We start from the raw sequence: 24,853 nt of genomic DNA, 5'->3' as shown, positions 1-24,853 counted from the left end.
TTTTTTTTATACTTTACACAAGAAGAAGTTTTTTCACAAAAAAGCAAGCTAAAGTCTCTTTTGTTCGCCTATTTTGTTAAAAAATATTCAAAATGCAATAAGGTATATGAAAAAGTGCATTATTGTATCCTAAGAAACATTAATCTTCTTATAAATAATATAAGAAGAGCTACTGCTAAAATTTTAAAGTCCAATTCGCTCGCTAAATGAATATTATTAAAGGTGTCACTTTGTGTAGCTTCTACTCCAAGTCTCTGCATAGAGAGAATTTTGGGTGAATAAATTGCGCTAAACATAAGGGAAGAGAAAACGACGCTAACAGAGCTGCCAAAGAGAATGGCATCTCTTTGTCCTCTTTTATACATAAGTAGTTCATATACGCTAACAAAAAAAGCTAAAAAATAAATCCAATAGCTAAAACGGCGAAAAATCTCACTCATAATAATTCCGGCATTGTAGTTATCTAGTAAAACAAAGTATAAAATCTTATCTGAATGAAAAACAATAGGAGCTACGATAGCTCCTAAAACTAAAACCGCTCCAAAGGAAGCAGCCAAAACAATAAGATATGTAAAATCTATATAAATATTTCTTTTCAAAAATTATAGCCTTAGTGTAAACCCTCTGTCAAAACTGCTGTAATCTTTATAAAACGCAATTTCTCCAAAGGATCTATCTTTTAAATAAGCCACTATTTTATCTTTTTGGTCATAACCCATCTCACACGTTAAGAAGTTAATATTTCTACTTAAGACTTCATCAAGAAGTTTTTTTATCATCTCATCCCCGATAACACCGCCAAAAAGAGCATTTTGTGGTTCATAAGAGAGATTTGCTTCAAGTGCAGCATCATTTGCGATATAAGGGGGGTTTGAAACCAAGTAGTCAATATGCTCATCTATGGGTTTTAGAAACGAACCGAGTCTTAACTCAACTCTCTTTTGGAGATTAAACATGTGAATATTTTTCTTTGCAATCTCTAATGCGGCTTCTGAAATATCCACTGCTATAATCTTTGCATTTGGCAGAAACTTTGCAAGCATGATAGAGATAATCCCACTTCCGACACCTACTTCTGCGATTGTCATGTCGGCATTTTTATCATCTATATTTTTGAGCACCTCATCAATGAGAAGCTCCGTCTCAGGACGAGGGATAAGCGCACCTTTTGAGATAAAAAACTCCTCACTATAAAAACTAACTCTCTGCGTAATATACTCTAGGGGTTCATCTTTAGCTCTTCTGTGTGCCATTTTTAAAAGTTTTTCACTCTCTTTTACAAGTGTGTCTTGATTTGTTATAAGCCAAAGCTCATCTACGCCTAAATGGTGCATTAAAAGGAGTTGCGCTTCTCTTGATGCTCTTTTAACATTAGGTGCTAATTTTAGAGTTATCTCTTTTAAAATATCTTTTACTAAATATCCGCTTGACATGCAGCTCCTAAAGCACTCTTATCATTTGTTTCTATATCAACGCCAAGTTCCTTGAGTCTTTCTAGCACAGGCGGGTGTGTATAGTGAAAAAAGATATACAGCGGGTGTGAGAGCGGAAAACTTTTGTTCTCACTAACAAGTTTTTTTAGAGCATTTGCAAGCTCTATCTCTCCTCCTGCTCCTCCAAGCTCGCTTCCTGTTTTGTCTGCTGCATACTCATTATGTCTGCTGATAATTCCCATTATTGGCATCATGAAAAAACCTAAAACCGGCATAAAAAGAAGAATCAAAATCATAATTGCATAGGGTGCATTTTCAACTTGAAGTTCAGCATAAAGCGAACTCGGCAGATTGCCAAAAAGGGCAAACATCCCAAAGAGCATGGCTCCCACAAGAGCAATATTTTTATAGATATCTCCATGTGCAAAATGTCCAAGCTCATGTCCTAAAACTGCCAAAAGTTCTTTGGTTGTGAGTTTTTCTATAAGCGTGTCAAAAAGAACAACTCTCTTTGTTTTCCCAAAACCTCCAAAGTAGGCATTTAGTCTTGCATCTCTCTTGCTGGCATCACTTACAAAAACGCCGGAGCTTACAAAGCCGGTTCTATCCATTAAATCTTTTATCTGCGCATCAAGCTCCTCGTTTTTCAGGGGAGTGAGTTTGTCAAAAAAGAGCGCTCTAAAGGTGGGATAGAACATATTTATAAGAATTACGACTGCAAAGATAAACGCAAAACTCCAAACCCACCAAAGAGTAAAACTAGAGATTATCGCATAAATACCCCAGACTACCAAAGAACCAAAGAGAAGCGTCATGATAAAGGAGATAAGAGTATCCTTTGCCCATTGTGCTAGAGTGGATTTGTTAAAACCGAATTTCTCATCCAAAACAAACTTTTCATAGTATGAAAATGGCAGAGAGATGAGCGAGTTTATAACCAAAAAACCCATAACTATGGCAATATTTAAAAGCGCTGTATTTTCGCCGTCTTGAACTAAAAAAGAGATGTTTTGTTCTAGAAATTTAACTCCAAAACTTATCCATAAGAAAAAAACGATATAGTCTATAAGCATACTAGTTATACTCATTCTCTCTTTGGCAATACTGTAGTTCGCAGCTTTTATAAAATCATTCTCTGCAAGTAAAATAGCTTTGCCTCCCTTTGTCATATTTACATATCCTATCTGCATCACACTTGTGTATATTGAAACAAGTACAAAAAGAGTATAAATTACTACCATCGTCATTAACATGCAACTGCCTTATTTTTTTTGAAATTCTAACATTAGAGCACCTCTTTAGAGCTTTAATAAATTTTTTGATACAATCTTTAAATTTTACAAAGAGGACTTTATGAAAACATTTATAAACGGTCTTAGCCTTGTACTCCCAACAGCATTAGTTTTATACGTACTTGTTTGGATTTTAAAAACAACGGAGAATTTCTTTGGCAACCTGATTTTACTAGTTGTGCCAAAAGAGTATTATGTTGTAGGCTTAGGATTTATAGCGGGCATCGCCATCGTATTTTTTGTCGGGTTGCTCTTGAAGCTCTGGATTGTACAAAAAATAAGAGATTTTTTTGAAGCTCTTGTTGATAAAACACCTCTTATAAATACTCTTTATGGTGCAATAAAAGATTTTTTCAACTTTTTTTCAAATCTCAAAAGCAAGGAAAACGATACTGTTGTTCTTGTTGACTTACCTGCCCTTGATGCGAAAATTATGGGCATTGTAACCTCTAAAGATTTAAAAAGATTTAAATTTTTAGATATGGAAGAACCTGTGGTTGTCTATTTTCAGATGAGTTATCAAGTCGGTGGATACTCTCTTTTTATCCCGAAAAAAAATATAACTTTCGTTGATATGAAAACAGAAGAGGCTCTGGGATTTATAATGACAGCAGGAATTTCAAGCAGTAAAAAAGACAAAGAGGAGCAAGCTTGAGTAGCCTTAAAGAAAAAAAGATAGGATTAGCTCTTGGCGGTGGGGCAGTATTGGGTGCTGTTCATATCGGTGTTTTATATGCACTGGAAGAAAAAAATATTGAGATAAAAGCGATATCTGGCACAAGTGCGGGTGCTATTGTCGCAGCATTTTATGCTTTTGGAAAAACTCCCAAAGAGATAGAAGAGATAGTCACTAAGTTTGAGTGGAAAAAGCTATCTTCCCTTACTCTCTCAAAATATGGAGTCCTCTCAAATGAGAAGGTAGGTGAGATGATAAAAGAGAATATAGGTGAGAAGAAGTTTAATGAGTCAAATATACCGCTGGGCATGATAGCTACGGATATTACGACTGGAGAGAAGATTATCTTAGACAAAGGAAGTGTGGCAGATGCTGTAGTTGCAAGCACATGCATCCCAGGAATCTTTGTGCCTGTTGAACTTGGAGGTAGATTTCTAGTTGATGGCGGGATAGTAGAAAATATCCCGCTTAGTGCTTTAAAGGGTAAAGATATTGATTTTGTAATTGGCGTAGATCTTATTCCTGATCGCTCTTACAAAAAGCCTGAGAATGTTATTGAGGTTCTCTATAACAGCTTTAATTTTTTAGTAAAAATCAATAAAAGAGCACAGACAAAAGATGCCAATATTATCATCAAGCCAGATTTGTCGGAATTTAATGCCGTAGATATGTCGCAAATAAAAAATTTAATTCAAATAGGATATGAGGAGACGAAGAGAATCATAAAAAATCTCTAAGTTATTTAGAGGTCAAATGAGTTCAGCGCAAGCAAGCTTTGCGCTGAATTTAATAAAATTTATGAATATTTTCCATAAAGTTTTGAAAATTTATATTTTCATCTTTATTTTTTAGATAACTGCTAAGATATTCCTCGCTTGCATCAACCCCTTTTTCTTTTTCTATCTCCAGAAGTTTCGCATATAAACCTGATATAATCTCTATAACATGTTTTGAGATTGTTTTTCTAGCTGCGCTATAACCGATAATCTTGCCTGTATCGGTGTCACTTCTTGATTCGAACTCCGTAAAAACCCAGTAATATCTTCCATCTTTAGCCAAGTTCTTTATAACAGCATTGATGTTTTTTCTATGCGAGATGGTCTCCCACAAGAGTTTAAAAACAACTTTTGGCATATCAGGGTGTCTAATGATATTATGTGAATGTCCTAAAAGCTCATCCCTTGAGTAACCGCTAATTTCAACAAAATAATCGTTGCAAAAAGTGATTTTGCCTTGTTCATCTGTTTCGCTAACAATATATCTTTTTGGATCTAACACTATCTCTTTATTTATCGGTGTGGGTTTCATATTAACTCCTTATAAGCTTCCGTTAAGTAATCGAATAAGTGCATCAGATATCTGATTGAAACTCATTACTCTTTTTCCGTTGTGTGTTGATGCAAATTTTTTAGCCTCTTCATAAGTTGCAAAGGGTACCAAGTCATCTCCCGCAGGCGAGGTTGTATTGCTACCGTAAACAAAAAAAGCACCTCTCGCATCTATAGGTTTAAGAGTTGCAAAATTTGTAACAAGGATATCTTTAAAATCCTCCTCACTTTTTACTCCTATATCAAACCATCTTCCAGGAACAAGGTAAAATTCTATCATTGACTTAGGAGATGAAAAGAAGAGTTTCTTGCCGTTTGTAAGCTCTATTTTTGAAACCCACTGAGGATTTTCATACACTTTAAAATTTCTCACTAAACAAGTCGTCTCTTTATCGTAATCCATTACATAAGAGTCGTTTGCACTCAAAGATGAAGCAAGCCATACTGATAAGGTAATTACCAACGATGTGAATATTTTTTTATACATAAAAATTCCTTTAAACCAAATCTTTTTTTTCAAATATTTTAAATCCTAGAAATGCAAAAAACAATCCTAGCAAAAGAGGATACCCAATCGATAAAAGAACGAATACGCTCTGACTCATCAAATCAAGTATATAAAATGCAACCGGACCCATAACTGTAAGCTCAGGATCAAACAATGAAATGGCAGCTACCCTAAAGAGCTCCATTGGATTAATCATAGCTATAAATATAATCAACTCCTCATTTACTCTTTGCTGCATCATTAGTGAAATAAGAGCTATATCAATAAATGCCAGCAAAAATATCCATACGAAAAATGAGATTCCAAGTGCAACTTCAGATGATTTTACAAAAGAAGAGATAAAAAATGCAATCCCTAAAAAGGCGCTAGATAGGGAAAAAAGCAAGCCAGTATATAAGAAAAATATATTCCATGGAATGCTTGCACCTTTTATGAAACCATATACGACAGCTATTATCATGGCAAAAATTACAGGTAGATATACTGTAATAAATCTGCCTATAATTTTACCCCAATAATACTGTTTAAGCGAAATTGGAAAAGAGAGCATATACTCAAGGATATGATTGTCTCTATCTCCTGAAATTGAACGTACGGTAGTTATAAGTATAAATATGGGAAGTATAACTATCGTGATTTGTATATACATAAGCAAAAGTCTGCTAAGTCCGCTAAATCCCATAACTTGAGATTCTGTTACTCCTGCTATAAAAAAAAGGGCGATCAACCCTCCAAACACAAGAGAATATACCAAAAACCATTTGGCTCTTATAGACTCTTTTAAATCTAAATATGCGATTAAATATAAATTTTTCAAATCAATCCTTTAGTACCCGAGTATCTGTTTTCTAATTTTAGGATTTGCCATGTGTTCGCCTCTTAGCATCCTGAGTTTTACTTCATCAATCTTTATCGAGTTTTCTTTTTCAAGTTCGTAAGCGGCAAATCCATAGTTCATAGGTGTCTTTTCATTGAATACAAAATAGGCTTTTGATGCGCTTATGTATCTATGTGTATCATTTGTAAAAACCTCTGCTTCGTCCATATTTATCTCTTTATCTTTGCTCCAAAGAACCAGGCACCCAATATCATCAAAACTGTAGCTTCTCTCTTGTACTTGAAGCTTCGCCGTGTGAATATTTGATGCAGGAAGCTCCATGCTGCATTTTGGGCAGATATCTTTGTGTTTGCTGCTATTATCTTCAGAAGAGATAGAGCCTGATGTATTGCATCCGGATATAAAAAACAGAAGTAAAAAATTTAAGATAAAAAATGAAAATTTAAACTCTTTCATCTGCGACTACTTTTCCCATATCCATATATATTTGCCTGTTTACTAACCCTTGAACCTCTTCTAGTCTGTGGGTAACAAAAAGAAGAACTTTTTCATCTTCATTTTGTTTTAAAAGCCTATAGAAGTCATCCCTTGCCTTTGGATCAAGATTTGCAGTCGGTTCGTCATATATAATGATGCTACTTTTTTTGGCTAAACTAATTGCTATAAGCAGTTTTTGCTTCATACCGCCGCTTAGTTTAAAAAATGATTTGTAAAGATTTGCTTTTATGTCAAGCTTCATTTCATTTGAGTAGTATTCAATAAGCTCTTTATCTATATCAGTGCTCATACAAACATACTGCATAAGTTCTTGAATATTTAATTTAATAGGAGGTGGAAGTTGCGGCACAAAGCTGATATTTTGCAGCACTTTTACCCGCTCTTTAACCGGACAAAAACCATCTATTGATACTTTTCCCGAATCAGGATGATAGTATCCGAGGATTGAGCGTATAAGAGTTGTTTTTCCGGCACCGTTTGCACCCATCAAGGCTATGGATTCATTTTTATTAAACTCACAGCTAACATTATCAAGAGATACATGTTGAGCGAATTTTTTTGTGAGATTTGAAACTTTTATCATAATTACACCAAACTTTTTAATCTAAAATCAAAATTAAGAGCATCCACGTGACAGATATCTACACATCTTCCGCAGAGTGTACAATCTGCTCCTGTGATATACTCTCTTGTGATTCCTTTTTCTTCTCTTTGCTTGTCATATTTTGCTTTTGTAATCTCAAGCACCTGATTTTCAAAACATACATCATGACACACCATGCAGTGATCACAGTTATCATTCCACTCAATTCTTAGAGCAGATATTTTCCCTATGTAGCCATAGGTTGTTCCAATCGGACAAATGTATGTACACCACGCTCTTCTAGAGTAAAAAACTTCAAAAGCAAAAACAACAACAACCCAAAGTAGCGCTAAGCTCCAGCCGTATGCAATCATTCTGCTAAGTATGCCGACTACGTTTAATGTTTCAAAAACTAGGTACCCGGTTGTAAGAGAGAGCATTAAAAATATTGCCCAAAATATGTGTCTTACTCTATGGTCAAATTTTCTCTCTTTAATAATTTTTTTATTAACAAGAGTATTATGTATTTTTTCGCCGATTTCACTTAAAATTCCATAAGGACATACCCATGAACAGTAACTTCTACCACCAACCAATAGGTATAAAATAAGTATAGTTACTGTACCAATAATCATATTGATAGGCAATTCATAAGTAGCTAAAAAAAGCTCCATAGTCGTAAAGATATCTATAAGATGAAAACCTAAAAATCTTGAACCACTAAGTGTTCCCTCTAATGTTTGAATATCAATACGAAAAGATAGAAAGAAGAGTAAATGTATGGCTATTACCAATATCCATCTCTTCATTCTGTAACTAAAAATTTTTTTCCCATCTCTTGTAGTATCAAAAAATGTTGACCAAAAAGAACTGTTCTTTATCGTTTCTCTATTATTGTATTTATCCATCTAAAGCTCCATTTTGTTTGCTATCAGTTGTCGGTTTTACTTATTAGCCTCAGCTGCACGTGCTGGAAATTCTCCAATTTCATCTGCAAATTTTCTTAGTTCCTCTTCACTGGTGTTGATAAGCAAGCCTCTCATGATTACATTTTCTATTCTATTTGCTTTAAAATCAATTAATTTTTTATAGATCATATCAGCACTTTGTCCATAAAGTTCTGGTCCCATAAGTTTTCTGCCATCTTGTTCTCCCGAACCGTTTGCTCCGTGACATGCAGAACATTTGCTTTTGTATTCGTCACTAACTTTGAAGCTTCCGATACTTCCGGCTTTATCTTTAAGTGCTTTTAATTGATCAGCATCTTTTTCTTCATCGCTTTTTTCTACCGGAGAAGCTTGTGCTGTAGTTTTTTCATCCGCAAAGCTTCCAATACCTTTTGAATGTTTACCACCATGATAAGCTCCGCCTTTTGAAGCCGTCCATGCCATTAGTGCAAATATTAAAATTGTTAATATTCCTACGATTATGTTTTTCATATTTTATTTCCTCATTTCATTTATAGATTTATTAAATTGCTCTATTTCGTTAGCTAATTCTCTTATCTCTTTGTCATCCATTTGGTCAATAAGATCAGTCATCAACACATTTTGTTTCGTACCGTTTTTAAATTGTGCAATTTTATTATAAATATAATCAGCATCCTTTCCAAGAAGAGAAGGTCCTACAACACCATTTCCATAATCATTATGACAAGCAGAGCATTTAACTATGTATTTTTTGCTTAGTTTTTTAACAAGCATTGAAATTTGTACTTCTTCATAAGGACTTCTTACAAATAAGTTCGCATCAATTGCTGTTCTTGGCGCCGTTCTGACTGATGCATCATCATTAGCCGGTTTTGAATTTGGGTCATATTCACTTTTTATATTATAATCATAATAGTAAGATTTACTCTGATTTGCATCACGCTCTTTCTCTTTTACTTTTATCGCTAAGGCATCTTTATTTTGAGTAACTTCTATTTTTTGCATAGAAGCTTCTTTTGAAGACAAAGAGGCAGTTTCTGTTTTTGTTTTTTCTTTATTATCACTACATCCTGAAAAAACACTTAACAACAAAACACCAGAAACACAAAGTAAACTCTTATACTTTGATTTTAAACTACAATTTTTCATTTTACAGCCTTATTTTTTGTTTGAGTAATACTCATCATATGTCATTCTTGGTTTAACTACAATTGATGCGATTGTCGTTGGACAAACGTCTTGACATGCTCCACAACCAATACATCCGCTATAAATTTCAGGTCTCTGCCCGCCACCACTATCAGCTACCATTTCAATAGCACTAAGTGGATTTGGAATAGGGCACATATCCGCACATAACGTACATGCTTTACCTTCAAATTGATCAAATTTTTCTAACAATTTTTCTTCTAACTCATGAATATTAACTACAGAGTTAGTATATTTATGCATCTTGTCATTAAATCCCTTAGGAATAGGTGTTTTGCTTATTGCTAGACAAGTGTCTGGAAACTCTAATACAGCAATTCCCATTCTGATATCTTCAGGTTTTTCACAGTGATGATCAAGCGCGCCACTAGGGCATGCTAAAACACAAGGTACAGCATTACAAGCATAACAAGCTCTCTCATCTGCATCAATATATGGCGTACCGATTCCGTGTCCATGAGCCATATCGGTAAGTTTAATTGAGTGATAAGGGCATACTTGAAGACACTGTCCACACTTGATGCAAAGAGCTAAAAATTTTTTTTCATCTACTGCGCCCGGTGGTCTTAATCTATTTTCTGCTTTTAATACATAAGGGCTAAATATCATACCCCCGCCTAAAACAAGTCCTAATACTCCCAGTGTGGAGTATTTTATAAATTCTCTTTTATCTGTTTTAACTTTTTCCAAAATTTATCCTTCTATCTTAACTATGGGTTTTGCATCTTCAAATAAAAAAAGCGGTTTTGAAAATGGTGCCAGTTTCGCTAAAAAATTTAGTAAAGAGATAACAGGCGAACCATAGAAAAATTTAACATCCGGGTTGTGAATCCAAAGCTGATCAGCATATCGATAAACTTTATGCGGAGTATCGCCAATGTTATCATTATTTTGATCAAAGCCTTCATAGTTGTCCCAATAATTTTCGCTAATATCATTATTGTAAGTTTTACTTGACATTCCATCATTTACAACATCTTCAATATTTCCCATTATTACATTATTTTTAATAATATTATCTTCACTTAGAGAGTGAAAATGCATGGCCTCTGCGTTATAAAGTATTTTATTATCCTCAATCCAGTTGTTAGTTTCTGGCTCAAACGGAGATCTGTCTATATAAAGTCCTTGCGCGCAGTATAAAACAGTATTGTTTTTAATCGTAAAGTTCGTAACCTCTTTAAATCCTATTCCCATACCCGTAGCCCCAAGGGAACTCTTGATAAAATTGCCCGTTGCTATTGTGTCTTTAGAGTACATAAAAAATATTCCAACTGAATTGTACTGATATCTGTTGTTGATAACATGGTTCTTTCCGGCATACATAAAGTGAAGAGAATATCTGCAATGCTCGCCGAAATTCTCTTCTATAGTATTTCCGTGGCTATACCAAACAACCATGTCACGAGAGTTGATAAGCGAATTTTTTTTGATAATATTATCATTGCTGTACCAAAGTCTCAATCCATCGCCTCTTAGTCCAAGGTCAAAATCCTTTGATGTTATTTTGTTGTTGGATACTATAGAGTTACTTACCATCTGCATGTCAATTCCAAAAAGACAATCATCTATAACACAATTACTTATTTCACACTGTTTTGCTTCAGATATAGTAATAGCCGCATCTATATTTTCATGTCTATCGCCACTGCCGATTATCTTTAGATTTTTGAGGGTTACGTAAGAGCTTTTTACTTTAATAACAGTTCCATTACCCTCACCATCAATAACTACGCCGTCTTCTTTTCCTATAATAGTCAAGGGCTTATTTATGACAATACTACCCTTGTAAACTCCAGCAGGAAGCTTTAAGATAGAACCCACAGGAGCATCATCAATTGCTTTTTGCAATACATTTGCGTTTAACAGTGGCAAAAATAGAGTAAATAAAGCAAAATAAATTTTAAACATTTTTATATATTCGTTTCTTTAAGAGCTTTTTGTTTTGCAAAAAAAGCGAGTAAGCTTAATAAACTAATTGCAATAATTAGATAAAAGCCAATTGTTGGATAAGAGTGCGTTGTAAATTGAGCAATTTTTCCGTCTCCAAAAACAGTAGGCATAAAAGGTTTGATTTTAAACATCCCCCAATCATGAAGATTATGCCCAAACCAGTATAACCAGAATGAATAATCAGCCATAAATAGCAGAGGAAGAGATGCCGGAATCAACATAAAATAGCTTAAAATTTTTGAATTGTAGGCAATAAAATATACTATAACCAAAGATAGAGCTAAAAGAGCATATATTCCTATTTCTCTCTCTATTGTACCGCCAACCCACATTGGATCCATTCCAACATAGTGATTAATAGTGTTCATTTCATGAACTTCTCCACTATAACCGTCAAAATGGAAAAATACGGGAATACCCTCTGGAAAAGCATCTTTGGGATAGTTTGGTGCCTCAAGTGAAACTGCCCAGATAGGCATCGATGCAGGACCGACTTCTGCAGTAGAAGAGATCATTTTATCTAAGTCGTTGTGCGCTTCTTTTGGTGTAGTAACGCTTTTGTATCTTCCTTGATTATAAAAATTCCAAATTGTTTTACTAACAGATGAAATCTCACTCTCTTTGGAGTCCTCCATTTGATTTAACACTCCATGAAATCCTAATATTGGAAGTGTAAAAGAGAAGGTTAAAATTAATAAAGCCAAAGTGGCGAAAACTCTTGCTTTTGTCAAACTTTTATTCATTGTGAAAGTCCTTTATATGTAAAATTAAAATTTAAGAGTAATCCTCAAACTATATTTCATAATGTATTATATTATAATATTGTTTTTATAAGCTTAAATAATGATAAAATTGTATAAATGAAAAAGGGAGAAGAATAAATTCTTCTCCCTCCTTTGTTTTGACTTAAAACGTAGTCTTAGAAAAGATTAGCGTTTTCATCTACCCATTTTAGGTATTCGATAATATTTTTTACTTCTTTTTCTTCCATGTGCTGATTAGGCATTCTAAGGTTAAAGTAATCAATCATACCTTTAACATATGGGTCATCATACATTTTTTCAGGATTCATAATAAAATCCCTTACCCATTTTTGACTATCTTTACCATGTCTCTCAAGTACACCTGTTAAGTCTGGACCAGAAGAAACTTTACCTATAACGTGACAACCGCCACATCCACCTTCGCCAAATGCTTTTTCGCCGTTAGCAGCTGCAGAACTCTGTTTTGTAGCTATAAGTCTAACAAGTGCATCTTTTGCTCTGATTCCAACATCGGCAGTTTTAACCATATATTGCCAAATCATATTTTCAAAAAGAATAGCTTTTTCCAAATCGCCAGCTTTAACCGCTTCATCAGCCAGTTTTTTCTGCGCTGGTATTTGACCATATTGATCAAACGCATCAGTTACAAGATCCGCTACAACTTTATGTTTATCAAAGTTATTCTCTTTTAGGAACTTCACAACTGATTGTATAACAGCATCAGTCGCAGTGTTTGTTGCAACAGTTTTTTCATACTCAGCTTTTAGCTGTGCAGGAGTCATTGTCTGCATTTTCATTTTTTGTGCACTTTCGTACTTTTTGTTTGGATCTTTTACCATTAGGTAACCCATCATCTCTAAGTGAAGCGCAGAACAGAACTCTGTACAGTAGTAAGGGAAAACTCCCTCAATGTCAGCAGTAAACTTAATACTTGCAGTCTTACCAGGCTCTAGTGAAGCGTGAACATTGTAATGGTCAACTGTGAAACCGTGTGCCTCATCTTGAGCACGCTCAAGGTTTGTTAAGTACATAGTTACTTCATCACCCTTATTTACGGTAATTCTCTCAGGGTTGATGTGTGAGCGAACCATAGTAGCATATACTTTTACTTGATTGCCTTTTCTCTCAATTCTCTCTTGACCCGCTAAAGTTTTACCTTCATGAATTTCATCAGTTCTAGTATTTGTACCCATTGGATATCTTACATGTGGGTGTAATTTCTCTGCTCTGATTGCAACTGCTTGATGTGGCTCACCGAGTGGTAGAGGCATGTCAACAAGAAGATCCATTTTTTTACCGCTTATATCGATTAGCTGGTGGTTTTGTGGGTGCAATGGTCCAACACCTTGGAATCTATCAATCGCAAGTTTGTTTAATGAGATGATATATTTTCCTTGAGGATCAGCAGATTTGCCTTCCATTCCACATAAGTGTCCAACGTTATAGTGAACATTTACTTTATCTATAATTTTTAAAGTTTTATAGTTCCATTTTACGATTTGACTATCAACGTAAAGTGAAGTATAAATTTCGCCATCAATAGGAGAGTATTGGTTGTGTAATGGCCCAAGACCCAGTTCTGCTTGACCATGAAGAGATGATTTCATATCTAAGATAGGAATACCGTATGGATCTTTTCCAGCGTACTCTTTACTATCAATAAGCTTTTTAATTTTGCTCCATTTATAAACAGAAGCATGTGTATCTAGCTTACCACAAACTGTGATGTATTCACCATCTGGAGAGACGTCAACACCGTGTGGAGATTTTGGTTCAGGAATTAAGAATAGTGCATTGTTTTTAATTGCAATATCCATAGGAATGACTTTGTGGTCATTAATGATTTTTACATTTTTCTTGTCTTTTGCAAGTTCTGCAAGTTTTTTCCAGTTATATACATGCAAGAAGTCTGTGTCATTTCTACTCATACCAGCTTCGTTTGGTGGCATGCCAACTTCAATTCCGCCCGTGTACATTTCAGAGTTAAATGAGTTTGTAAATCCCCATCCGTCAGAAACACCTTTTCCTGAGTCACTTAAATCTTGCATATATGGAGGCATTTCAATCGTAAAAGACTCTTTTTCTTGAATCTTCCCTTTTTTAGAATCAAATCTCCACATCGTTACACCACCACGGTATGCTTCTTTGTAAGCTTCGATTGGGTGATAGTTATTATCAAATGGAGCAGCATATTGACATGCTTCTATGATGTAATCACTGTTTTGAGTAAAGAAAGCTCCACCGTGAGCAGATTTGAAAACAGGGTTAACAACAATTTGTTTTGTTTCAAAGTCTGCTAAGTCGATAATTGCTATACGAGGATTTGCTTTGTCGTTGATAGCAAGCCACTTACCGTCATATTTTCCATCTTTTTCTGAAAGAGCAGGGTGGTGAGTATCTCCCCAGTTAATCTCTCTTCCTCTTACATTACCTTGTCTTAAGACTTTTTTTGACTCCTCGTCAAATCCGTATCCTTGCCAAGGTTCAGGAGTAAAAACCCCGATATATTTTAAAATTCTCATAGACGGAACGCCGTAAACTATTACTTGTCCGGCTTGACCCGCTGAACTGAAAACAACAAACTCATCTTTTACACCCGAAGGGTTATAAGTTTTTGCAGCACGAACTACATCAACTTCAGATAGTCCTCTTTTCTTCATTACATCTGCCAATTCACCGCTGCTAGCACTTAATGCAGTCGCCACTAGTGAAGTGCCAAGGATAACAGAAGAAAATTTAGTAAAATTTCTTTTCATGATATGCTCCTTAAATTCCTTTGAGTATAAAGTATTACTCAAACGATAACAAAATAGTAATAAAATTTAGGGGTTGATAATTTGACCTAGGTCAAATTATTGAATTAATTTTAATTTTTAAGTTTAGAATATGAAATGAGAGCATCTAAGTCATTTTTTAAATTTTTTAGTTTAATGGCTGTTGAGCTTAGTTCTTCAAGAGATTGTATAACTGCATCTTCTTTTTTTCTTAAATCCTTATCTCTTGTTTGTTTATTCATAGCATATATTAATTCTACTAAATCCTCTATATGTTCCTCTGTTATCTCCAGTGATTTGCATGTGTGTTCTATGGAGTTAGCGGAGTATGAAACAGAGTCGTTTATCTTTTTTACAAGCGAATTAAAATTATCTTTTGCTTCTGTTATATATGTAGAGGCATTGTCTATTTCAATAGGTTTTAATTCCTTAATTGATGCATTTGTGATAATTTCCTTTGAAGTTAAGAGAAATTTTTGAACAAAGTTAATGATTGTTTTTAACTCGGTAAATAAGTAAATAAGAAGTAGCACTAAAAAAATAAAAAGTAAATATTGAACAAATTTATAAAACTTCTGTTTTTCATAAAAATTCTCTTTCTCTTTTTCTATAATAGTATTAAACTCTAAAATTAGTTTTAAATTAATGCTGTAAATCTCTTTTACACTTTTTTCTAATAAAATAGTTGAATAGATTGATTTGTTTTTAAGCTGATTTCTAATTTTTTGTACATTAAGATAAAAAGAGTTCCAAAGTTTTGCAATATTTTCGTTTGTTATAATATTTTGTTTTTTATAATCCATAGCATCTAGAAATTTTCTTATGGAGTCATCTAGTGTTAGCGTAGAACTATTTGGGTTTTTATAAATATAAAAAATATTTTTTGATATCTCTTGAGTAAAATCTTTTTGCTCATTCATTGTATTTATAAAATCATTATGTTTTGAAATACTTTTTGACGTGTAGCTAAAAAGAGTTGCAAGCGTAATTGAGAGAACAAATAAAAGTGCAACTACAATTTTAATTTTTTTCAAGTTTTACTCCTCATAGATAGAGATTAGAGCTTTTTTGTCTAAAACTACTATCTTCGCATTTTTTGAATCTATGATATTGTCTCTTTTGAGTCTGTTTAAAACTCTTGAGAGAGTCTCCGGCTGTATATGAAGTATAAGTGATATTTCCGCCCTTTTTAAGTTGTTAAATATTTCTAAATCATCATGTAGCATCATAGCAACTTTTGCAGTAGAGTTAAAGATAAATTCTCTATTTACTAGTGATTGGAGTTGTTGAGATTTTAAAATAATTTCATTGATGAACTCAAAACAGAGAAAACCTTTATCTAAAAATTCTTCTTTAAATTTTTTGTAATCTATTTGAAGTATTTGAGAATCCTTTAGAAGTGCTACATTTGCAAAGGAGTTAAGGGTGTCTTGTTTTATATTTGATATTTCAGTTATTAGAGAGTTTTCATATATATAGTGTAAAAATATTTCGTTATTATGTTTGTCTATTTTATATGCTTTTGCCAAACCTTTTAAAAGGTACAAAAGAGAGTTGTTTTGTTTTTTTTCGTAATATATAACATACTCTTTAGAGTAGTTGTGTATAACCGAGATAGAAGATAGAAGTTCTATCTGCTCTTTATCAAGAGATGAAAAAAAACCTAAAGAGGAGATAACCTCCTTGGTGGAGATATTTTTGTTCATTTCAGAATATTAAAACATATCTCTTTGTTTATATCAAACTTAAATAATTCCGACTTACTGTGGGTACTGTTATATATATACTGAATTGAAATATCTGCTTCTAAAAAGCGTTTTGAATTTCTGCAAACGCCTAAAGTTACCGCTTCTTTCATTCTGCTGTGATCCTCTTTTTTTACACTTTCATCACTTTTTGGAGATATGTCGATTTCAAATATATAAACAAGCGTAGTATCGTCTGCTCTGATGCTTATAAGTTTTGTATATTTATCGATTGTTGCAGGCAGTGCCTTTGATAACTCTAGAGCGGCTAATTTGGTAACCTCTCTGTTTTGCTTTTTCATATTTTCAGACGAAAGCTCTCCACTTTGCATCTGCACATCTGAGGCAAAAGCAGAAAACATTATAAACAATAGCACAAATAAAAATTTCATTTTCTCTCTCTTTTTATAAAATATATAGACAAACAACCCTTAATTATTTAAAGGGTGTTTAAATAATTAAGGAGCATCAGTCCTGCTGTTGCCTCATATATGACGGAATATCTAAATGGTTTCCATCAAGATCTCCACCGACAACAAGTCTCGGACGAATTTTTGTAACAGGAGAGGGAGTCTCGCTGACGAAATTCTCATTATTAGAACCTGTGCTAAAATCTTTCTCAAAACCGGTCGCGATTATAGTTATTTTTACATAATTCTCAGGAAGAGAGTCATCCGTAGAGGTACCAAAAATCACATCTGCATCTTCATGTGCACTCTCTTGAACCACAATCATAGCTTCTGATGTCTCTAGCATAGGGAAGTTTGGATGCATGTGGAAGTGAACAAGAACACCCATTGCCCCATTTATAGATACATTGTCAAGTAGAGGAGACTCAATAGCCGCTTTAATAGCCTCATACGCTGCATTTTCACCCTCATGCTCGCCAACACCCATAAGTGCCATGCCTTTATGGCTCATAACAGTTTTTAAGTCGGCAAAGTCGAGGTTGATGTCGTTGTCGCCGTTAGAGAGGATTACGCCTGCTGTCCCGCTTACTGCTTGTGCTAAAACACTGTCAACTATTTTAAAACTATCTTTGATTCCCAGTTTTCTGTCAATTATGGAGAGGAGTTTGTCGTTAGGAATAACTACTATAGAATCACTCTCTTTTTTAAGCTCCTCAAGTCCCGCTTTAGCAAGCTTAAGTCTCTTTGGTGCTTCAAACATGAAAGGCTTCGTTACTATTGAGATGGTTAGTGCATCTACTTCTTTGGCAATTTTTGCGATTACAGGAGCGGCTCCGGTTCCGGTTCCGCCACCAAGACCAGCGGATATAAATACAATATCAGCACCCTCAAGAGCTTTTTTAATCTCATCATAGTTCTCTAGTGCTGACTCTTTGCCTATTTCCGGCTTCATGCCGCCACCAAGACCTTTTGTCAGTTTTACGCCTATTTGGATTGTTTTTGCACCTTTAGTCTCTTTTAATGCTTGAGCATCGGTGTTTATCATAATCATCTCGATGCCAGTAACACCCTCTTTAATCATGTGACCTATCATGTTACCGCCACCGCCACCGACACCTACGGCTACAATTCTCGCTCCATTTATGCTACATGCTTCTTCAATTAAAAACGGTTCCATACTCTCTCCTTAAAATAACTGTGTTGCCCAGTTCCAAAATTTACTGAAGGCTCCTGCCTCGTCATCTTTTTTACTTTTTTTCATTGATATTGAAACCATTCCCTCTTTTTTTTCGCTCTCTTGCAAGTGAGGTGTTGAAATATCTGGCTCTTCTTTGAGGTTTATACTGCTATGACCCATAAGAACTTCATTTGAGTGCCTAACTCTCTTGTTTACATCTATCTCATACTGTGTGTAAGCAGATGCTGCGTACATGATAAGACCGATTGCACTTGAGTATTCTGGGGAACGAAGAGTGTCAAAAAGACCGTTCATCTCTTTTGGTTTTGCTAGACGTACTGGAACAGAGCCAAATGTTGCAACCGCAAGCTCTCTCATTCCCTCCATTTGGGAGAATCCGCCTGTTAGAACTATGCCGGCTCCGATTTTATCTTTGAGTCCGCTGTTTTCAATAAACTGAGCCAAAATCATGAGCGTCTCCTCAACTCTTGCATAAATAACATTATGCACAACCTCAAGAGAGACCTCATGTGTAGTGTTTTCATCGCCGATAATAGGAAGTTCTATTAAATCACTGCTCGGATTTAGAAGTGAGCCGTAGTTTAACTTTACGCTCTCGGCAATATTGAGTGGAGTATGTAGTGCCATAGAGAGGTCGCTTGTTACATGGTTAGAGCCGACTCCTAAAAAGTCGTTGTATCTGATGGAGTTGCCTGAGTGAATCGTAATATTGCTAGTATTTCCGCCCATGTCTATTACGGCAACACCAAGCTCTTTTTCATCATCGTTCAGTGTTGCTATAGAGGAAGCATAGCCGGTAAGAACAATATTCTCAACTTCTACGCCCGCTCCTCGAACCGCTTTTCTTAAGTTATTTAAATTTGATTTTTGTGTTGTGATAATGTGTGTTTCAACTTCAAGTCTTGATGCATTCATTCCAAGCGGGTCTTCTATATAATCTTGATCATCAGCTTTGAAATTGTAAGGCAGAGCATGTAGCACTTCGTACTCATTTGGAATGTTAGCATTGTAAAGAGAGGTTTGCATGACTCTTTCAATCTCTTTAAAGCTAACTTCTTTGTTTTGAATATTTACGATACCACTGGAATTTAAACTTTTTGTGTAAGCGCCTGAGATAGAGACTATAGCAGTTTTTACTTCGCTGCCTGAGACTCTTTTAGCATCATTTAATGCAGTTTTTATAGATCTTGAAGCAAGCTCTATGTTTGTTATGCTTCCTTTTTTAAGACCCTGCGCCTTACAAATTCCCGCTCCTGTTATAGCTATGGTGTTATCGTCAGCTATCTCTGCGATAATTGCACATATTTTCGTTGAACCAATATCTATGGCTAAAACAGTTCTGCTCAACTTAGAGTCCTTCGATAAAAATCTCGGTTTTGTACTTGTTTTGCAGGTTTTTAATCAATCCTTCATTAAACATAGCACTTTTCAATCTAGCAATAACATTGTTTTGATCGTTGTTATCATTAGTAAGCAGTTTTTGTTCCAAAATGCTATACATTACGATATTTCCACTCTCTAAAGTAATATAACCTTTTTTGCTCTCTTTGGTAATAAGGGCATTCATAAATTCATTTGCCTCACTGCTACTTAAATCTGTTAGTTTGCTAAAATCATTTACCGTTATAAAATCGGTTATTTTACCTTTAAATGTAGCAAATGATTTTTTTGCTAATTCTAAGAGCTTGATTCTCTTTTCTTGCTCTACATACATGGCAACAACTTCGCTCTTAGCATCTTCATAATTTTTTGGCTGCGACTTATTAATCTTTACAAGCTCAAATGTAAAGTAATCATCTGCAACTTGTACGGGTTTAGAAAATGGGGATAAGGGAGTTAAATTTGATACTGCATCAATAGCATCTTTGCCAAAAGGATTGTTTGAGATAGATATTGTTGCACTCTTTACATCTACTCCCTCAAGCTCTCCTTTTTTATATGCTATATAACCTCTTAACGCCTCTTTTTTACTCTCTTTTGCGTCTAATTCGTTTACTATTTTATCTTTAGCTTCCTCTAAAGAGAGCACTTTGCCCTCAGCATTTTTGAAGTTTAGCTTGTTCTCATTATAGTATTGAGTGATTGTCATCTCGTCATACTCTTGTGATATTTTTGGCTGTTTAATATACTTTACATCATAACTTACTTCACTCATAAAACTGCTTTTCATTTTTCCCCAAAAAGGTTTTAAGAGTTCGTCTGAGGTATTGATATTTATTTGATCTACTTCTAAGAGTTTATACTCTATTTTATCGGCGATATTCATGGATGTTTTTAAGATATTTTGTTCACTCTCTTTCGTCTGAACTGGAAGAAGATTGAGGGTTTTTTTGATAAGAAGATCTTTTTTTATGTCAGCTTCAAACTCTTTTATACTTAGGTTGTTTTTTAAAAGGACCTGTATGTATGTCTCTTTGTCAAAAACACCATCTTTGAAAAAATACTCTTGTGTCTTAATCTCATTTAAAAGTTCTGCGTCGCTAATTTGCAAATCGTAAGATTTTGCTAGATTTAATATAAGCGCTTGCTGAACTAAATACTGAAGTGCTTGTGATTTTAGACCAAAACTTTTTGCCTTCTCCTCATCAAACTCCCCTTGAAACATTTGCGAGTATTGATTATAAAGATTTGAGTAGCTTTTTTGAAGTTCACCCATCGTAATCTCTACACTGCCGACTTTGGCAATGGCTCCGGCTTTATCTCCATAACTGTATTGCCCCCAGCCTACAAAACCGGCTCCGACAAAAGCAATTGTTGAAATCCAAATAGTAATTATGAGATATTTTTTATGTCTCTGCATCCATGTAATCATCGAGTTAAAGCCTTTTGTGTATGTTTTTTTTGTAATTTTAGGTAAATTCGTATTAAAGCTTGATAAAAAGTACCCAAAATTAGCTTAATAAACAAATATAGATAGCTAATAGAAATGTAAATGAAAAGCAGGTAAAATCTACGCATTAACAAGAGAGAAAGGAGTTTTCATGAGCGGTATTAAAAAGTATGCAAATATTCAAGAAGAGTTACCAAAGTTGCCAGAAATATTGCTAAACACGATTCAATCTGATGTATTAGAGATAAAGAGTATAGATAAAAAGTGCAAAAAATATATTGACACTTGTTCTAAAGTACCTAAATTTAATGATGCATTCTATGTTGTTTACTCAAAATATATGGACAGAGATAATCGTAAATATGAGAAGTTTATTTTTTTATGCAAAGAAGGGGGAGAGCTTTTTGATGTGAGTGGAGCAGAGATGGAGCTGCATGGGCTTTTGGCTTGTACAAATCTTAAATATACTCCAGAGTATGAAGCCGTGGAGCTAAAAAAGTAGTATATGAATAATTTAGAGTTAAAAAATAGAGACTTAGAGGTGTTGTGGCACCCATGTACGCAGATGAAAGATCATGAAACGCTCCCGCTTATTCCTATAAAAAAGGCGCATGGAGTATATTTAGAAGATTTTGAGGGCAACTCTTATATAGATGCAATTAGCAGCTGGTGGGTAAATCTTTTTGGACATACCAACAGCTATATAAATGAAAAAATTAAAGAGCAGTTAGATACTTTAGAGCATGTGATTTTGGCAGGTTTTACGCATGAACAAGTTGTTAGGTTGTCAGAGAGATTAGTGAAACTAACACCTAATGGGCTAGAGAAGTGTTTTTATGCAGACAACGGCTCAAGCGCAGTTGAAGTCGCACTCAAGATGAGTTTTCATGCGCATAAAAACAGCGGTAAAAACAGAAAACTTTTTGTTTCTCTTACTAACTCATACCATGGTGAAACAATAGGCGCGCTTAGTGTAGGCGATGTAAAGCTTTACAAAGATACATATGAACCGCTTTTAATTCAGAGTCTGCAAACCCCTGTGCCAAAGGATATGAGTATAGAGTCGGCTAAAGAAGCTGCTTTAGAGTTTGAAAAATTGTGTAAAAAGAAGTCGCATGAGATAAGTGCAATAATATTAGAACCGCTCATTCAGGGTGCGGGATATATGCACATGTATCATAAAGAGTTTTTAGTTTTGGTGCGTGATATTTGCAATAGATATGACATTTACCTGATAGCCGATGAAGTCATGGTCGGTTTTGGAAGAAGCGGTGAGATGTTTGCATGTAGTAGCGCTAACATCTCGCCAGACTTTATAGTTCTCTCAAAAGGCTTGACTGGTGGCTATCTTCCGCTTTCAGTCGTACTAACAACTAACGAGATTTATGCAAAATTTTACTGTGACTATGGCGAACATAAAGCCTTTTTACATTCTCATAGTTATACTGGAAATGCACTCGCATGTGCAGCTGCAAATGCTACTCTTGATATTTTTGAGAGAGATGATGTTATAGAAAAAAACAGAGAAACAGCCGAGTATATGGGCAAAAAACTCTTGAAGTTTCAAGAGCTTAAAAATGTTGCTTCGATTAGGCAGACAGGTATGATTTGCGCGGTGGAGCTAAAAGGGTACATAGCTGAGGATAGAGTAGGGCTAAAGGTTTATAAATACGGGCTTAAAAATGGTGTGCTACTTCGTCCGCTTGGGCATGTTGTCTATTTTATGCCGCCTTATATCATTACAAAAGAGGAGTGCGACAAGATGATGGATACAGCTTACGAGGCTATAAAACTACTCTCTTAGTCAAAAACAGAGTCGTTTTTAGTATTTTCTAGCAGAAGAAGTCTGCAGCTCTTCTCTAAAATGGCGATTTTTTTTGCCATCTCATGAATATCTCTGTTAAAAGTATAAACCCCATAGCCTCTGATAACCATGATGTCTGTTTTTTTACTTTGAAAATAGTAGGCAATCTCACTGTTTGCTCTATCATACCAATCATCAAAACTTCTAGGATCTACAATCTCTATGGAGCCTAACTCTTTGTAGCCAAAATAATCTTTTGGTGTAATGAGATTGTGATCAAGAGAGTAGGCGGTTGTAAAAGGCGGCATACTGAAGCAGATAAATTTGGCATCTGATATTTGAGAGTAGATGCTATGGTGGATACTTGAGTCAATACTTGCCTGATTCCATCTATAATCTTTCTTAAAGTATAGTTCAATAAGGCTACTGCTCTCAAGTGCATCAAATATAGCCTCCTTTGTATTTATAATAAAGCGGTTTGATTCAGTCTTAGCAGAAATAGAACCGTGAAATATACCAAAAAAATCTTTTCTAAACATGGATAACGATAACGCTGAGAGTCTGTTTTTTAGATTTTCTTTATTCATTTATTTTGCTCATATTTTTTTGTCATAAGTGTAACATAACTTTTTTGCTTTATTTGAAAAGTTACTTTAAAATAACGTCGTCAAAAAATAGCTCTCTGTTGTTTTCAAAATTTTCAACTAGTTTTGTAAAGCAGCCCCCAAGCTCTCTTATGGTTTCAATATTTGGTTCGATATATATCTTGTTTGCTTTTTTCTGCATTTTAATAATTCCGGCTTCACGTAGCAGCTGTAGATGCTTTGAAATTGTCGGTAGAGAAAATTCAAAATGTTGGGCGATTGTAGTTACACAGGTGGAGTGAGGACTTACCTTTGGATTTTTATTGTCTATAGAACATACATACCCGCCTGTAAAGACATTTTTAAAGATGAGAAAACGAGTCTCATTTCCAAGTGCCTTAAATATTTTTATTTTTTGTTGCATATCTAGCACATTGTTTCCTTGACAAATTTTTTAAATAAGTATAGCATACTAAAAGCTATTTAGTTTAATGCCTAAATATGCAAATAACTAATGGAGTAATTTAATTGAAAAATTTATCTAACTTGTTTGTATGCACGATACTGCTTGGATTGCTATCTAGCAATGTGTATGGGCAAGATGATGCAAAAATGTTGCTTATAAATGATGCAAAAAAAGAGGCGGGCGAGGTTACTTCGGATCAATTAAAAGAGATGATTGAAGATGAAAAGGTTATCGTTCTTGATGTAAGAGAGTCTGAACAAAGAGCGGAAGGCTACTTGTTTAATGAATTTGTTAGCGTTAATACTATTTCAATTACTCGTGGTAATTTAGAATGGGAAGTGCTTGGTAAAATTCAAGATAAAAACAGCATGATAGTTACCTACTGCAGAAACGGTGGGCGCGGTGCGTTGGCCGCGCAAGTATTGAAAAAAATGGGTTATAAAAATGCCAAAAACCTTCAAGGTGGAATTGATGCATGGGCAAAGGCAGGCAATCCCATTAAAACTGGAATAGGCATACTAAAAATAGCAAAATAGGAGAAAAAAATGATAACGATTATATTAAACCATGAGCCTTATGACGGCTCTGATATAGCATACAATGCTCTGCGATTAGCTTCTACTCTATATAAAGATGGACAAAAAGTAAATATTTTTTTGATGAATGATGCGGTTGATTTGGCAAGAGATAAAACACAAAAACCACAAAACTATGACTATGATTTGGTTTTAATGTTAAAAAAACTTTATGAGAGTGGAGTTGCCTTGCAAGCTTGCAGTGCATGTAAGGCTAGATGTGGAATCTTTAAAAATGAGCCATACTTTGATGAGAAAGTTTCCTCAACAATGCAGGTTCTGTCGGACTGGGTTGTTCAAAGCAAACAGGTGCTTACGTTCTAAACATTTCTAGCTTCGCATGAAGCTCATCCGTCATAGAGTTAAGATGCTCTGCTGCCGCTGCAATTTCTTCTACATTTCTTGCGTTATTAGAAGAGATTGTATTTATCTCTGAGACTTGAGAGACGATAAAAT

The 24,853-nt window shown here is 34.7% G+C and carries 29 protein-coding genes; 6 read left to right on the top strand and 23 right to left on the bottom strand.

All coding sequences use genetic code 11. The features are described 5' to 3' along the window. Positions 1-119 precede the first annotated feature (119 nt). From M0Q17_RS05050 to M0Q17_RS05040, 3 genes are read right to left on the bottom strand one after another with little or no spacing between them, the layout of a single operon-like run. Entirely contained in the window at positions 120-599 is a 480-nt protein-coding gene (locus tag M0Q17_RS05050; RefSeq protein ID WP_295084003.1) for a DUF4149 domain-containing protein, read from the bottom strand. Positions 600-602: 3 nt separating this feature from the next. Then, a complete protein-coding gene (gene prmC / locus M0Q17_RS05045; RefSeq protein WP_295084000.1) occupies positions 603-1,433 on the bottom strand; it encodes a peptide chain release factor N(5)-glutamine methyltransferase in 831 nt (276 codons plus the stop codon). Then, the gene (locus M0Q17_RS05040) at positions 1,415-2,686 is read right to left on the bottom strand and encodes a M48 family metallopeptidase (RefSeq protein ID WP_295083997.1); all 1,272 of its coding nucleotides are present in this window, start codon (positions 2,684-2,686) and stop codon (positions 1,415-1,417) included. The genes prmC and M0Q17_RS05040 overlap by 19 nt, the downstream gene beginning before the upstream one ends. Before the next feature lie 100 nt (positions 2,687-2,786). Between M0Q17_RS05040 and M0Q17_RS05035 the strand changes: the two genes are divergently transcribed. Beyond that, positions 2,787-3,380 (top strand): DUF502 domain-containing protein, encoded by a 594-nt coding sequence (locus M0Q17_RS05035; protein WP_295083994.1) that lies wholly within the window; start codon positions 2,787-2,789, stop codon positions 3,378-3,380. Continuing rightward, on the top strand, positions 3,377-4,138 hold the full coding sequence (locus M0Q17_RS05030; protein ID WP_295083991.1) for a patatin-like phospholipase family protein: 762 nt from the start codon (positions 3,377-3,379) through the stop codon (positions 4,136-4,138). Before M0Q17_RS05035 ends, M0Q17_RS05030 begins: the two co-directional genes overlap by 4 nt. A 49-nt stretch (positions 4,139-4,187) precedes the next feature. Here M0Q17_RS05030 and M0Q17_RS05025 read toward each other — a convergent pair whose 3' ends face one another. From M0Q17_RS05025 to M0Q17_RS04940, 18 genes are all read right to left on the bottom strand, one after another. After that, positions 4,188-4,709, bottom strand: a complete 522-nt coding sequence (locus tag M0Q17_RS05025) for a PAS domain-containing protein (protein WP_295083988.1) — start codon at positions 4,707-4,709, stop codon at positions 4,188-4,190. A gap of 9 nt (positions 4,710-4,718) precedes the next feature. Continuing rightward, positions 4,719-5,216, bottom strand: coding sequence for a nitrous oxide reductase accessory protein NosL (locus M0Q17_RS05020; protein ID WP_295083985.1), 498 nt, complete (start codon positions 5,214-5,216; stop codon positions 4,719-4,721). Positions 5,217-5,226: 10 nt separating this feature from the next. Then, complete coding sequence (locus M0Q17_RS05015; RefSeq protein WP_295083982.1) at positions 5,227-6,054, bottom strand: ABC transporter permease subunit; 828 nt, start codon at positions 6,052-6,054, stop codon at positions 5,227-5,229. A 9-nt stretch (positions 6,055-6,063) separates the two neighbouring features. Further along, positions 6,064-6,531: a hypothetical protein gene (locus M0Q17_RS05010; RefSeq protein ID WP_295083979.1), complete on the bottom strand. Its 468-nt coding sequence runs from the start codon at positions 6,529-6,531 to the stop codon at positions 6,064-6,066. Then, positions 6,518-7,156: an ABC transporter ATP-binding protein gene (locus M0Q17_RS05005; RefSeq protein WP_295083977.1), complete on the bottom strand. Its 639-nt coding sequence runs from the start codon at positions 7,154-7,156 to the stop codon at positions 6,518-6,520. The genes M0Q17_RS05010 and M0Q17_RS05005 overlap by 14 nt, the downstream gene beginning before the upstream one ends. Positions 7,157-7,158: 2 nt before the next feature. Further along, positions 7,159-8,064, bottom strand: a complete 906-nt coding sequence (locus M0Q17_RS05000; protein ID WP_295083975.1) for a NapH/MauN family ferredoxin-type protein — start codon at positions 8,062-8,064, stop codon at positions 7,159-7,161. 36 nt (positions 8,065-8,100) lie between these two features. After that, the gene (locus tag M0Q17_RS04995; protein ID WP_295083973.1) at positions 8,101-8,595 is read right to left on the bottom strand and encodes a c-type cytochrome; all 495 of its coding nucleotides are present in this window, start codon (positions 8,593-8,595) and stop codon (positions 8,101-8,103) included. A 3-nt stretch (positions 8,596-8,598) separates the two neighbouring features. Further along, complete coding sequence (locus tag M0Q17_RS04990) at positions 8,599-9,234, bottom strand: hypothetical protein (protein ID WP_295083970.1); 636 nt, start codon at positions 9,232-9,234, stop codon at positions 8,599-8,601. Positions 9,235-9,243: 9 nt separating this feature from the next. Beyond that, positions 9,244-9,984: a 4Fe-4S dicluster domain-containing protein gene (locus M0Q17_RS04985; protein WP_295083967.1), complete on the bottom strand. Its 741-nt coding sequence runs from the start codon at positions 9,982-9,984 to the stop codon at positions 9,244-9,246. 3 nt (positions 9,985-9,987) lie between these two features. After that, positions 9,988-11,205 (bottom strand): nitrous oxide reductase family maturation protein NosD, encoded by a 1,218-nt coding sequence (locus M0Q17_RS04980; protein WP_295083964.1) that lies wholly within the window; start codon positions 11,203-11,205, stop codon positions 9,988-9,990. A gap of 2 nt (positions 11,206-11,207) precedes the next feature. Beyond that, a complete protein-coding gene (locus M0Q17_RS04975) occupies positions 11,208-11,990 on the bottom strand; it encodes a cytochrome C (RefSeq protein WP_295083963.1) in 783 nt (260 codons plus the stop codon). A 176-nt stretch (positions 11,991-12,166) separates the two neighbouring features. Beyond that, positions 12,167-14,767 (bottom strand): Sec-dependent nitrous-oxide reductase, encoded by a 2,601-nt coding sequence (gene nosZ, locus M0Q17_RS04970; protein ID WP_295083960.1) that lies wholly within the window; start codon positions 14,765-14,767, stop codon positions 12,167-12,169. Between the two features lie 110 nt (positions 14,768-14,877). Beyond that, positions 14,878-15,819, bottom strand: coding sequence for a hypothetical protein (locus M0Q17_RS04965; protein ID WP_295083957.1), 942 nt, complete (start codon positions 15,817-15,819; stop codon positions 14,878-14,880). Between the two features lie 3 nt (positions 15,820-15,822). Continuing rightward, entirely contained in the window at positions 15,823-16,491 is a 669-nt protein-coding gene (locus M0Q17_RS04960) for a Crp/Fnr family transcriptional regulator (protein WP_295083954.1), read from the bottom strand. Further along, on the bottom strand, positions 16,488-16,922 hold the full coding sequence (locus M0Q17_RS04955) for a hypothetical protein (protein WP_295083951.1): 435 nt from the start codon (positions 16,920-16,922) through the stop codon (positions 16,488-16,490). Before M0Q17_RS04955 ends, M0Q17_RS04960 begins: the two co-directional genes overlap by 4 nt. 76 nt (positions 16,923-16,998) lie before the next feature. After that, positions 16,999-18,117, bottom strand: a complete 1,119-nt coding sequence (gene ftsZ, locus M0Q17_RS04950) for a cell division protein FtsZ (protein WP_295083949.1) — start codon at positions 18,115-18,117, stop codon at positions 16,999-17,001. Between the two features lie 9 nt (positions 18,118-18,126). Then, on the bottom strand, positions 18,127-19,485 hold the full coding sequence (ftsA, locus tag M0Q17_RS04945) for a cell division protein FtsA (RefSeq protein ID WP_295083946.1): 1,359 nt from the start codon (positions 19,483-19,485) through the stop codon (positions 18,127-18,129). A gap of 1 nt (position 19,486) precedes the next feature. Continuing rightward, positions 19,487-20,950 (bottom strand): peptidylprolyl isomerase, encoded by a 1,464-nt coding sequence (locus M0Q17_RS04940; RefSeq protein ID WP_295083943.1) that lies wholly within the window; start codon positions 20,948-20,950, stop codon positions 19,487-19,489. A gap of 169 nt (positions 20,951-21,119) precedes the next feature. On the opposite strand from M0Q17_RS04940, the gene M0Q17_RS04935 reads away from it, so the two are divergent. Both M0Q17_RS04935 and M0Q17_RS04930 read left to right on the top strand, forming a co-directional pair. Further along, on the top strand, positions 21,120-21,470 hold the full coding sequence (locus M0Q17_RS04935) for a hypothetical protein (protein ID WP_295083940.1): 351 nt from the start codon (positions 21,120-21,122) through the stop codon (positions 21,468-21,470). A 3-nt stretch (positions 21,471-21,473) separates the two neighbouring features. Further along, a complete protein-coding gene (locus tag M0Q17_RS04930) occupies positions 21,474-22,772 on the top strand; it encodes an adenosylmethionine--8-amino-7-oxononanoate transaminase (RefSeq protein WP_295083938.1) in 1,299 nt (432 codons plus the stop codon). Here M0Q17_RS04930 and M0Q17_RS04925 read toward each other — a convergent pair. Beyond that, positions 22,769-23,359, bottom strand: coding sequence for a class II aldolase and adducin N-terminal domain-containing protein (locus M0Q17_RS04925; RefSeq protein ID WP_295083936.1), 591 nt, complete (start codon positions 23,357-23,359; stop codon positions 22,769-22,771). The two genes, M0Q17_RS04930 and M0Q17_RS04925, sit on opposite strands and share 4 nt — an antisense overlap. Before the next feature lie 61 nt (positions 23,360-23,420). Beyond that, positions 23,421-23,789 (bottom strand): metalloregulator ArsR/SmtB family transcription factor, encoded by a 369-nt coding sequence (locus M0Q17_RS04920; protein WP_295083934.1) that lies wholly within the window; start codon positions 23,787-23,789, stop codon positions 23,421-23,423. A 95-nt stretch (positions 23,790-23,884) separates the two neighbouring features. Between M0Q17_RS04920 and M0Q17_RS04915 the strand changes: the two genes are divergently transcribed. Further along, on the top strand, positions 23,885-24,358 hold the full coding sequence (locus M0Q17_RS04915) for a rhodanese-like domain-containing protein (protein ID WP_295083931.1): 474 nt from the start codon (positions 23,885-23,887) through the stop codon (positions 24,356-24,358). 9 nt (positions 24,359-24,367) lie between these two features. Next, the gene (locus M0Q17_RS04910; RefSeq protein ID WP_295083928.1) at positions 24,368-24,721 is read left to right on the top strand and encodes a DsrE family protein; all 354 of its coding nucleotides are present in this window, start codon (positions 24,368-24,370) and stop codon (positions 24,719-24,721) included. Positions 24,722-24,853: the final 132 nt, after the last annotated feature.

Origin of the sequence: Sulfurimonas sp. (assembly GCF_023229105.1) — a bacterium.
Classification (GTDB): Bacteria; Campylobacterota; Campylobacteria; order Campylobacterales; family Sulfurimonadaceae; genus Sulfurimonas.
Note: the sequence above shows the minus strand (reverse complement) of the source record. Positions and strands in the feature narration are given on the sequence as shown.

Excerpts from the sequence above, each read along its gene's own strand:
- M0Q17_RS04980 (WP_295083964.1), bottom strand. The coding sequence starts at position 11,205 with ATGTTTAAAATTTATTTTGCTTTATTTACTCTATTTTTGCCACTGTTA.
- M0Q17_RS04975 (WP_295083963.1), bottom strand. The coding sequence starts at position 11,990 with ATGAATAAAAGTTTGACAAAAGCAAGAGTTTTCGCCACTTTGGCTTTA.
- M0Q17_RS05000 (WP_295083975.1), bottom strand. The coding sequence starts at position 8,064 with ATGGATAAATACAATAATAGAGAAACGATAAAGAACAGTTCTTTTTGG.
- prmC (WP_295084000.1), bottom strand. The coding sequence starts at position 1,433 with ATGTCAAGCGGATATTTAGTAAAAGATATTTTAAAAGAGATAACTCTA.
- ftsZ (WP_295083949.1), bottom strand. The coding sequence starts at position 18,117 with ATGGAACCGTTTTTAATTGAAGAAGCATGTAGCATAAATGGAGCGAGA.
- M0Q17_RS05035 (WP_295083994.1), top strand. The coding sequence starts at position 2,787 with ATGAAAACATTTATAAACGGTCTTAGCCTTGTACTCCCAACAGCATTA.
- M0Q17_RS05010 (WP_295083979.1), bottom strand. The coding sequence starts at position 6,531 with ATGAAAGAGTTTAAATTTTCATTTTTTATCTTAAATTTTTTACTTCTG.
- M0Q17_RS04955 (WP_295083951.1), bottom strand. The coding sequence starts at position 16,922 with ATGAAATTTTTATTTGTGCTATTGTTTATAATGTTTTCTGCTTTTGCC.
- M0Q17_RS04930 (WP_295083938.1), top strand. The coding sequence starts at position 21,474 with ATGAATAATTTAGAGTTAAAAAATAGAGACTTAGAGGTGTTGTGGCAC.
- M0Q17_RS05040 (WP_295083997.1), bottom strand. The coding sequence starts at position 2,686 with ATGTTAATGACGATGGTAGTAATTTATACTCTTTTTGTACTTGTTTCA.
- M0Q17_RS05020 (WP_295083985.1), bottom strand. The coding sequence starts at position 5,216 with ATGTATAAAAAAATATTCACATCGTTGGTAATTACCTTATCAGTATGG.
- M0Q17_RS04995 (WP_295083973.1), bottom strand. The coding sequence starts at position 8,595 with ATGAAAAACATAATCGTAGGAATATTAACAATTTTAATATTTGCACTA.
- M0Q17_RS05025 (WP_295083988.1), bottom strand. The coding sequence starts at position 4,709 with ATGAAACCCACACCGATAAATAAAGAGATAGTGTTAGATCCAAAAAGA.
- M0Q17_RS04990 (WP_295083970.1), bottom strand. The coding sequence starts at position 9,234 with ATGAAAAATTGTAGTTTAAAATCAAAGTATAAGAGTTTACTTTGTGTT.
- M0Q17_RS04935 (WP_295083940.1), top strand. The coding sequence starts at position 21,120 with ATGAGCGGTATTAAAAAGTATGCAAATATTCAAGAAGAGTTACCAAAG.
- M0Q17_RS04910 (WP_295083928.1), top strand. The coding sequence starts at position 24,368 with ATGATAACGATTATATTAAACCATGAGCCTTATGACGGCTCTGATATA.
- M0Q17_RS05005 (WP_295083977.1), bottom strand. The coding sequence starts at position 7,156 with ATGATAAAAGTTTCAAATCTCACAAAAAAATTCGCTCAACATGTATCT.
- M0Q17_RS04940 (WP_295083943.1), bottom strand. The coding sequence starts at position 20,950 with ATGATTACATGGATGCAGAGACATAAAAAATATCTCATAATTACTATT.
- M0Q17_RS04925 (WP_295083936.1), bottom strand. The coding sequence starts at position 23,359 with ATGAATAAAGAAAATCTAAAAAACAGACTCTCAGCGTTATCGTTATCC.
- nosZ (WP_295083960.1), bottom strand. The coding sequence starts at position 14,767 with ATGAAAAGAAATTTTACTAAATTTTCTTCTGTTATCCTTGGCACTTCA.
- M0Q17_RS04960 (WP_295083954.1), bottom strand. The coding sequence starts at position 16,491 with ATGAACAAAAATATCTCCACCAAGGAGGTTATCTCCTCTTTAGGTTTT.